The 8,758-nt window shown below is 38.3% G+C and carries 10 protein-coding genes and 1 pseudogene; 4 read left to right on the plus strand and 7 right to left on the minus strand.

Features of this window, described 5'->3' with window-relative positions; all coding sequences use genetic code 11:
* Positions 1 to 117: pseudogene (locus tag FTT70_RS13095) on the plus strand (transposase); the annotation flags it as partial.
* Positions 118 to 249: 132 nt separating this feature from the next.
* Here the strand turns inward: FTT70_RS13095 and FTT70_RS13100 are convergent.
* Positions 250 to 765 carry a hypothetical protein gene (locus FTT70_RS13100; protein ID WP_131260826.1) on the minus strand — a complete coding sequence of 172 codons (516 nt, stop codon included), beginning with the start codon at positions 763 to 765 and terminating at the stop codon, positions 250 to 252.
* 159 nt (positions 766 to 924) lie between these two features.
* Between FTT70_RS13100 and FTT70_RS13105 the strand changes: the two genes are divergently transcribed.
* The gene (locus tag FTT70_RS13105; RefSeq protein ID WP_179988805.1) at positions 925 to 1,971 is read left to right on the plus strand and encodes a nitronate monooxygenase family protein; all 1,047 of its coding nucleotides are present in this window, start codon (positions 925 to 927) and stop codon (positions 1,969 to 1,971) included.
* 84 nt (positions 1,972 to 2,055) lie between these two features.
* On the opposite strand, the gene dusB is transcribed toward FTT70_RS13105, so the two are convergent.
* Positions 2,056 to 3,078, minus strand: coding sequence for a tRNA dihydrouridine synthase DusB (gene dusB / locus FTT70_RS13110; RefSeq protein WP_168461352.1), 1,023 nt, complete (start codon positions 3,076 to 3,078; stop codon positions 2,056 to 2,058).
* Positions 3,079 to 3,162: 84 nt separating this feature from the next.
* Here dusB and FTT70_RS13115 point away from each other — a divergent pair, with 84 nt between their 5' ends.
* A complete protein-coding gene (locus FTT70_RS13115; protein ID WP_004973039.1) occupies positions 3,163 to 4,368 on the plus strand; it encodes a DUF1615 family protein in 1,206 nt (401 codons plus the stop codon).
* Entirely contained in the window at positions 4,335 to 4,982 is a 648-nt protein-coding gene (locus FTT70_RS13120) for an HAD-IB family phosphatase (protein WP_180168702.1), read from the plus strand. The genes FTT70_RS13115 and FTT70_RS13120 overlap by 34 nt, the downstream gene beginning before the upstream one ends.
* Before the next feature lie 52 nt (positions 4,983 to 5,034).
* Here FTT70_RS13120 and FTT70_RS13125 read toward each other — a convergent pair whose 3' ends face one another.
* The 5 genes from FTT70_RS13125 to FTT70_RS13145 are packed head-to-tail and all read right to left on the minus strand — an operon-like array spanning position 5,035 to position 8,657.
* Positions 5,035 to 6,720, minus strand: a complete 1,686-nt coding sequence (locus tag FTT70_RS13125) for a hypothetical protein (RefSeq protein WP_180168703.1) — start codon at positions 6,718 to 6,720, stop codon at positions 5,035 to 5,037.
* A gap of 12 nt (positions 6,721 to 6,732) precedes the next feature.
* Positions 6,733 to 7,431 carry a prepilin-type N-terminal cleavage/methylation domain-containing protein gene (locus tag FTT70_RS13130; protein ID WP_180168704.1) on the minus strand — a complete coding sequence of 233 codons (699 nt, stop codon included), beginning with the start codon at positions 7,429 to 7,431 and terminating at the stop codon, positions 6,733 to 6,735.
* A gap of 14 nt (positions 7,432 to 7,445) precedes the next feature.
* Positions 7,446 to 7,886 (minus strand): prepilin-type N-terminal cleavage/methylation domain-containing protein, encoded by a 441-nt coding sequence (locus FTT70_RS13135; RefSeq protein WP_180168705.1) that lies wholly within the window; start codon positions 7,884 to 7,886, stop codon positions 7,446 to 7,448.
* Positions 7,867 to 8,310: a prepilin-type N-terminal cleavage/methylation domain-containing protein gene (locus tag FTT70_RS13140; RefSeq protein WP_180168706.1), complete on the minus strand. Its 444-nt coding sequence runs from the start codon at positions 8,308 to 8,310 to the stop codon at positions 7,867 to 7,869. The genes FTT70_RS13135 and FTT70_RS13140 overlap by 20 nt, the downstream gene beginning before the upstream one ends.
* Complete coding sequence (locus tag FTT70_RS13145) at positions 8,304 to 8,657, minus strand: type IV pilin protein (RefSeq protein WP_180168707.1); 354 nt, start codon at positions 8,655 to 8,657, stop codon at positions 8,304 to 8,306. Before FTT70_RS13145 ends, FTT70_RS13140 begins: the two co-directional genes overlap by 7 nt.
* Between the last annotated feature and the right edge of the window lie 101 nt (positions 8,658 to 8,758).

Raw genomic sequence — 8,758 nt, forward strand, 5'->3', positions numbered from 1 at the left:
TGGAAGCAGATGAAATATTATTGGCGAGATTTTCAAGTCATGACAGCTGATAAAATAGAGCAATGGGTGGAGAGAGTATCAAACCAATTCGGAAAAGAATACATGTTTACTTTTTAATGACAGCTTATAAAACTTGAAAATAAACCCGTTATTCCCTGCGTTTCATGCCTAATCTGCTCAGTTTTAGCCTACAGCGCAAGCCATTTATGAAATATCAACAGACCCTAGTAAACCTAAATCCTGCCGCAACTATAACGCCGCTTTTAAATTACAACCATAGCCCATGGTCTGTTGTACTTGGCGGTAACTGGTGTAACGATTCAAAATAAAATCATAATAAGATTCTGCATTGGCAAAATTTTCAGCCAAATTTTCCTGCTCTGCACGCGGTAATTTTACATCTTTAAGAAAATCTAGATTGTTATGTCCTAAGCGATATAACTCAGCAAAATAACCATTCATCATATCGCAATAAGCAATTTTAGTCGGCTTTAAAGCAGTACTGGCGACCAAATGCTGATTCAAAGTTTGTAAGTTATTTACATCTAAAGGGAATTGATGCGCAAATGCGATATTTTCGACTTGTTTAAATTGTTTGAAGTCTTGCGCCAATTTGACATTTAAAGCATCTATACGCTGTTGTAATGCAGTCGCATCCTGAACCTGATATTGCTTTGGATCAATTTTTACTTGAGTTTGCTGTGGATTGCTACACGCACTTAATCCACACACCACAAGCAAACCACCATAAACGAAAGGCTTCATTAATTTACTCATCAATTCATACATCAGGCTTATTATGCCTGAAAGCATCTGCAAATTTAATGATATCGCTCATCTTAATATTTCATAAAGAAATGACGGATATGATTTGCCAATCTACCTAGAGTTGGGCAAAGTAGATAAAAACATGGAGTAAATAATATGACCTTATTAGAACAACTGAATATAAAGCATCCTATTTTTCTTGCTCCAATGGCTGGCGTTTCTACTCCCGAACTTGCAGCCGAGGTTTCTAATCAAGGTGGTTTTGGCTCACTCGGTTTAGGTGCAAACACGGTAGATGCTGCACGTGAGCAAATTTTACGCACTCAAGAACTGACTGATTTTCCATTTCAGGTCAATTTCTTTTGCCATGAATCAAGTCCACTAGATGAAGTCGCTGCACAAGCGTGGATTGCACATTTTCAGCCAATCTTTGAACGCTATGGCGCAACTGCACCGAGTCAACTAAATTGTATTTATCCAAGTTTTAAAGACCATGATGGATATTTAGATCTTGTACTAGAAACTAAACCACAAGCCGTCAGTTTTCACTTCGGGATTCCGCATGCGCATCAAATTCAGGCTTTAAAAGATGCAGGAATCATTACTATGGTTTCAGCAACCAACTTAGCCGAAGCTCAAGCCATTGAAGCAGCGGGAATTGATGTCATTATCGCCCAAGGCATTGAGGCAGGTGGACATCGGGGTATCTTTAACCAAACTTTTGATAGTGCAATTAAAACCAGCGATTTAGTACAACTGATTCGTGAACATTGTACCCTGCCAGTGGTTGCCGCAGGTGGCATTATGAATGGTCAGCAAGCACAGTTAATGCTGAAATTGGGCGCTTCTGCGGTACAGCTGGGTACAGCTTTCGTGCAATGTAAAAGTTCCAATGCCAATCCAGCTTATCGACAAGCTTTATTTCAGCAAAACATTACTCAAATTACCGACAGCATCTCTGGACGTCCTGCCCGTGGTTTAATTAATCATTGGCATACACAGGTAGATACACCAAATCGTTTAACTGTGCCCACCTATCCATATACGTATGATCTTGCAAAACAGTTGCATGCAGCAGCCGTCACACAAGGTGAGCAAGGTTATGCGCCATTCTGGGCAGGCAGTAATGTTAGCCAAATTCGTGAATTAGAAGCTGCAGATTTAATCAATCAATTGGTGCTAGAGATGATTCACGCACATTAAACAAGAATACAACCGCTCTGCTTTAAACAAGCAAAGCGGTTAAGAGTGAAATTTTAACTATAAAATCAAAATCTTAAATGCTAATCAAGTATCCAGTAAATTAACACTTTCTACTTGTACATCACTCATGATTTCACCATGTGCCAATAACTGATTGAAGTAGTCCTCCACCACTTTAAATTGTTCGGCAGTACTTTCAACTTTATACATGTTTTGGCGAAACTCATTACTTGAACGTAAACCTTTGGTGTACCAAGCAATGTGTTTACGTGAAATTCGACAACCTGAATATTCCCCATAAAACTCATAAAGCTCGGCTAAATGCCCTAATAGGACTTTTTGAACTTCTGCAATACTCGGTGCGGCAAGCAGCTCCCCCGTTGCTAAATAATGTGCAATTTCCCGAAAAATCCACGGACGCCCCTGTGCTGCACGTCCAATCATAATGGCATCAGCACCTGTGTAATCCAGCACATATTTGGCCTTTTCAGGGCTATCTATATCACCATTGGCAATCACAGGTATCTGCAACATACTTTTCACGTCTTTAATGAGTGAGTAACGTGCATGATTTAAATACATATCTTCACGGGTACGACCATGCAAAGCTAAAGCGGCAATACCAGCTTGTTCCGCACGCTTTGCCACACGTAAGATATTTTCCTGACCATTTAAAAAACCCAAACGGGTTTTAAGGGTTACAGGTACATCAACTGCAGCAACGACAGTATCTAAAATGCGTGCCACCAAATCTTCATCTTGCAATAAAGCCGAACCAGCCAACTTATTGCAGACTTTTTTGGCAGGACATCCCATATTGATATCAACAATTTGTGCACCATTGGCGACTTGATAACGTGCGGCTTCGGCCAAATCATGCGGGTCTGAACCTGCAATTTGTGCAGAAATTGGTGCAAGTTCCCCATCAAAGTTGGCACGATACAAACTCTTTTTACTCATGCGCAAAGTTTTGTCAGAGGTCATCATTTCACTGACCGCATGCCCTGCACCAAAGTACTTGCACAGTGAGCGAAAGGGTCTATCAGTGACACCTGCCATCGGGGCAACGATCAAATTATTTGACAGTTGATAGGGACCAATATACATATATATTCTTAACTTTAACGATTGGCATAGTATACTGCATCTGCCCTTTGGGCTCATCCATTTGGAACGAGTTTTCCCTATACTATGAAAGACACTGTATTCACTTCTTTGATGAAACCCTTCAGCGTGCTTGCTTTATCATTAAGCTTGGCTGCCTGTGGAGATAGCGCATGGTGGTCTAAGGACAATGAGCCAACCCTTGAAGCAGAACAAATCCGCAAACTCATTCCGAATAGGGTCAGTGAGCGTAGTGCTTGGGCAAAAGATATTTACGATATTTCAGAGCAATTGGGCATCCCACAAACCAAAGAAAATATGTGCACCATCATTGCCGTGGTGGATCAGGAATCGAACTTTGTAGCCGACCCTCAAGTCTATGGTCTGGGTGAAAAAGCAGTTAAAGAAGTGCAAGACCGTTTGGATGAGAAATTTAAAGATAAACTGGGCGAAGCCATTGGTGGTACGGTTGCAGGCTATTTTCAGGATGTACTGAAAAACCACCCAAGCCCTGAAGATAACTATTTAAGCCAAATGCGTCGTGTGAAAACCGAACGTGAACTGGATGAATTGTATCGTGAAATTTTTGACTATATGGCCAAACATTATCACGTGTCTGCGCTAACAGGTGCTGCCAAACTGTTTGGACAAAATATTGGCGAAAAACTTAATCCAATTACTACTTTAGGCTCGATGCAAGTACATATTAGCTATGCCAAAGAGCATAAACGCCAAAGCGGTAACATCGCAGAGTTACGCAGCGATCTATACACTCAATATGGCGGATTATATTACGGGATTCATCGTTTAATGATGTACCCTGCCGATTACGATCAACCGCTATACCGCTTTGCTGATTATAACTCTGGCATGTATTCGAGCCGCAATGCCGCATTCCAAAGCATGCTAAATGATTTAACTGAAGCAGAATTAGATTTAGATGGTGATTTGCTACTTTATACTAAAGATGGTAGCGTGCGTAATGCAAAGAGTGAATCCGAACGTGAATTAATTGCTGTTTTTTCAAAACATAATATTTTAGTCACCCCACGACAAATTCGTGCAGACCTAAAAAAAGAAAAAGAAAAGAAATTTGAAGATACTGCGACATATTTAGCAGTCACGAAACTCTATAAAGCGCAAACGGGCAAAGAGCCATTTTATGCCATGATGCCGCAAGTGGTCATTTCAGGGCCTAAACTGAGTCGAGATTACAACACCAATTGGTTTGCTACGCGAGTCAATGGACGTTATAAAACATGCATGCAAAAAGCCAAAAATATAAAAATCTAGCCCTATTTGATTTTGATGGGACCCTGTGCAGCAAAGACAGTTTTACGGGGTTCATTTTCTATGCCTTGTCTAAACGACACATTATCAAACAAGGTTTAAAAACCTTACCGTGGATTCAGGCCTTTTATTTAAAAGTCTATCCTGCACATGCCATGCGCCCTAAATTGTTTAATGCCATGTTTAAAGATGCAAGTACAACTGAAATATTAGCACTTGCACAACGCTATGCAGCAGATTTAATGCATGATCTAAACCCACAACTATTACTACAATTAAAGCAACATCAATTCAATGGTGATGATGTGGTGGTGGTTTCTGCGAGTGTGGATATTTATTTGCAGTATATTTGTCAGCAATTAAATGTCGATTTAATTTGTACTGAAACAGAAATTGAAAATCAGCAATTTACAGGACGATACTCTACAGCTGATTGTAGTCGGGAACAAAAGCAAATTCGGATTTTAGAACAATACGATTTAAAAAATTATGCTGCTATTTACGCGTATGGCAATAGTGATGAAGATGAAGCCATGCTGAGTTTAGCGACTTATTCTTATATGGTTGGTGCTGATCATCCATTGCCAGAAATTGTAGCTTATAAAAAACTGGCTTGATTTTAATAAGTGAAATAAAAAACCCACAATTTAAATTGTGGGTTTTTTTAAGTTACATGTAGCGGATGCCTTTAGTGGTAAAAGTATTATTTTTAATAGGTATAATGTTGCCACTTGCTTTAGTTTGACCTAATTTGATTTTAACATCACCTTTCATTTCAGTTAGATCCATGTCCTTTGCAACAATTAAATTACCTATGACTTCGATTTCACCAGTGCCAGCAAACTTTCCAGAAGCCTTTCCTGTATTACCCGCCCCTTTAGAACCAATTAAATTACCAAATAATTTTGTTTGAGTTTGATTATCTGCATGAACAACAAACCCTTCATCAGCCATTCCAATTAAAGTGAAAAGACTAGTAGGATATTTAGAAGTATCTTTTAAAAATATATTCTCCACCGCTAAAATATCATCATACTTCACAATATCATTTACTTGTTGCTGAGTAAAATCTTTACATAAATTTACAGGACGCTCTGAATTAAGACAAACCTCCGACAACCTTACTTTCATCGTAGCTAATTGAGAAACAAGTAATGCTGCCCTATTTTCGCCTAACAACAACTTTTGCGCCTCTGTTAAATTATTACCATTTGAATCTTTGCCAGTTTTTAATTGCTTATCTATCATCAAAATTTGAGCGGTAATATCTGTTGCAACGATATAATCATAAGGTGAAAAAACATTTAACTCACCCGAACTACTACTTGCATCTTTTTCAATTGTTAAATTTCCAGTCGTAATAATTGTATTTCTAAAATATTTTGAGCTATCATTTTGAGAGTTTGGTAAACGTATTACTACATCTCCATCAAACCAAAAAATTCCATCAAATTTCTGATCCATTTTTTTGCTTTGAATCAGTTTATCTACATCTACAATCCAAACATCTGTACCTGATGATTTTCCACGTGTGATAGCATATTTATTTACAAGTGTATCTGTACCTTTAATATTTTCCCAAACTTGGTCATAATATGGGCAAGTAATTGATGTGGCAGAGTTTTGCAAATTTGTATTTTGCTTTTCACAACTAATTGTAGTGCCAGTATGCTTAAAAATATAATTTGCATGTGCTTTCATATCAATCGCAGGTATTAAATCCAGCCCACCATCGAATTTATTTACTTTAATTCCGTCTGTCCCAGGTTGATAATCGACTATAGTTTTTCCGTCACTTAGGTAAATATTACCTGACTCTAGTCCTTCTTTTTGATTTGCACCAACAGATATTGCTACATTTTCAGTTAATGCTTGAAGCGTTTCTTTCTTTTGAACTTTCAAACCTCCCGCAAAAACTGAACCCTCATGTGCAGATAATCCTTCTCCTTGAACTATAATAAGGTCAGTTCTTAAAATCGCGGTAGCGCCACCACTTTTACCTACAATATCAAAACAGTAGCGACCAGCCCCACAAGAAACTCTTGTAAATTCAATAACCTCTGAACCACCACTTACAGTGCCTGATTCAATTTTATCAATATTGATTGTACTCTCTTTTTTTAAATATTTGACCAAAGCGTGATAGCCTATCATGGCTTGCATTTGAGCTTGAGTCTGCGCATGGGTCGTGGTTGCACTGGACTGCAGGTTCCGCATTGTCGACATATATCCCACAGTTAATACAGTTAAGGACAGACCAACCAATACAATAAACAGCAGAGAGGATACGCCCGCCTGTTTTATAAAAGAAATGCCGTTGTGCATATTTCTTTTCATATTTATAACATTTTGCATGACTAATCCTCCCTATTTAAAGTTAAATAGGCATGTAGTATTTTCAATTTTTTGTGTAGCAGTTTCGGTACTTGCCGCATAAGTATTCGTGGTAATAATTATCTGATACTTACCAGGGTCTAAATCAGCATCATTCACAATACCAAATGGCCAACAGTCTTTTTGAATGACCTTAATTGTCATTGCACCAATTTTGTTCCCAGCAGCTTTACTTGCTTCAAACTGAATATTTTGGACAGCATCATTGATTTGGATTAAACGCTCAACTGGATCAGTTGTTACATTCGGTTTTGACAAATTCGTACAGTCATAGCCCGTGCCTTTTCCATAAAGCAACAAACCATTACTCGCATTTCTTAATGCTTGACACTTATCCGTCGCAACTTTCCAAACTAGATATTCAGCATTATCTGTACTTGATGCTGTTACGTTATAAGTATCTGAACCATTTTCTTCCAATTTATATGCTTTTAAATTTGTGCCGTAACTAGACGTATCACCAAAACCAATACCTTGCAAAATCCGGTCTGTCGCAATTAAACCCAGCATCATACTGCTATCACTTTGTGCACCCAATGATGCTTCAGCAGTCACTTTACCTGTTGTCACAAATGCGCGTAGCATTGCCAAAATAATGATGATCGAAAGTGTCAAAGCGATCAAAATTTCAATCAAAGTGAAACCACGCTGTGAAAGTTTTAAGCTGTGCATGTTCTTTACTCCTCTCACGGTGCTATTTCAACTGGAATAGGCACATTCCAATGCGTCGTAGAATCAGTTTTTTCAACCACTTTTACAGTTGGTGATACAACTATAACTTCACGATCAACTGGAGTTACAATAACATTATCACCATTATCCTTAGTGATTACGTTATAGTCCTTTGTTTTCACGATACAATTTACTGTAACTTTTTTCCCCGCCACATCTAAATCAACATTATTGCTACAACCACTACCAGCAGAGCTTTCAAGGTACTGCCTCATTTGGTTCACAGTGTGTAAATGTAAATTTTGATCACGATGCAAAACTGCAGTACGACCAGAAATATAAGCCGCACCCAAACCAATAATTGCCATAAGTAACATAGACACTAACACTTCAATCAGTGTTACGCCTTGTTGGTACTTAGATATCGCAGAAGTTTTATAATGTTCCTGATGCATTGTTACCACCTCCGCTTGCAGCTATATTGTATAAAGTGCAACTATCGGTACGTAAATATCCATTATTATTCAATGTTAGTTGCTGATGTCCTGTAGTACAGCCTGTTGATAGTGTTACTGTAATGAGAGGAGATATTACTGCTTCCCAAATGACTACATTTTTACTGTTTATTACTTCAATCTTTTTGTCTGTATTATTCACTTTTAAAGTGGCTGCAACATCATCCTCTTTAACCGCATTGGGATTTCTTAAAGCTTCATTTTTAGCGCGGGAATATGCTTCCAAAAACTCTTTTTCCGTTTTGGTTATTTGTGCATTAGCTACCCAAGCTCGACCAAGTGGAAAAATTGCTAAAGCCAATATTGCAAGCAAAGCAATGCCAATCATCAGTTCGATGAGTGTTACCCCACGTTGTCTTACCATGATGTTAACCCACCACAAGCAGAATCGCCTGTAATACTACGTGAATTTGTATTTGTTAAAGTAATCTCACAACCATGGTTACGATCATTACCAATAGCTTTTAAACTATAAGTTGTGGTTGTCACAGTAAGCTTATAATCAAAAGTATCTGCCGATGGTTGCCAGCTTCCAGTCATACTATTGGTAGTGAAATAATCACTAACTGTTTTTTCACCTGCAGAATCAACATATTTTAAGTTTCGCTGATACAAGCTTTCCATCACCACGCTTAAAGCAACCAAATCTGATTGCGCACTACGCGCCTTAGCTTTAGTAATGTAATTTGCTCTGTACACGACAAATTTCACAGAACCCTTATCCTATCAGGATTCTGCTTTCTTAAAATTGCCAAAATTTCCTTAAACTCTTCTTTTTTCCCAAAACCAATTAAACGCTGAATCGCCATTTG

The organism is Acinetobacter sp. YH01003, assembly GCF_013420525.1.
Classification (GTDB): Bacteria; Pseudomonadota; Gammaproteobacteria; order Pseudomonadales; family Moraxellaceae; genus Acinetobacter; species Acinetobacter towneri.

What these genes read in the sequence shown, in the direction of transcription:
- FTT70_RS13115 (WP_004973039.1), top strand. Translation starts at nt 3,163, where the DNA reads ATGAAAGACACTGTATTCACTTCTTTGATGAAACCCTTCAGCGTGCTT.
- FTT70_RS13125 (WP_180168703.1), bottom strand. Translation starts at nt 6,720, where the DNA reads ATGCAAAATGTTATAAATATGAAAAGAAATATGCACAACGGCATTTCT.
- FTT70_RS13130 (WP_180168704.1), bottom strand. Translation starts at nt 7,431, where the DNA reads ATGCACAGCTTAAAACTTTCACAGCGTGGTTTCACTTTGATTGAAATT.
- FTT70_RS13140 (WP_180168706.1), bottom strand. Translation starts at nt 8,310, where the DNA reads ATGGTAAGACAACGTGGGGTAACACTCATCGAACTGATGATTGGCATT.
- FTT70_RS13120 (WP_180168702.1), top strand. Translation starts at nt 4,335, where the DNA reads ATGCATGCAAAAAGCCAAAAATATAAAAATCTAGCCCTATTTGATTTT.
- FTT70_RS13100 (WP_131260826.1), bottom strand. Translation starts at nt 765, where the DNA reads ATGAAGCCTTTCGTTTATGGTGGTTTGCTTGTGGTGTGTGGATTAAGT.
- dusB (WP_168461352.1), bottom strand. Translation starts at nt 3,078, where the DNA reads ATGTATATTGGTCCCTATCAACTGTCAAATAATTTGATCGTTGCCCCG.
- FTT70_RS13135 (WP_180168705.1), bottom strand. Translation starts at nt 7,886, where the DNA reads ATGCATCAGGAACATTATAAAACTTCTGCGATATCTAAGTACCAACAA.
- FTT70_RS13105 (WP_179988805.1), top strand. Translation starts at nt 925, where the DNA reads ATGACCTTATTAGAACAACTGAATATAAAGCATCCTATTTTTCTTGCT.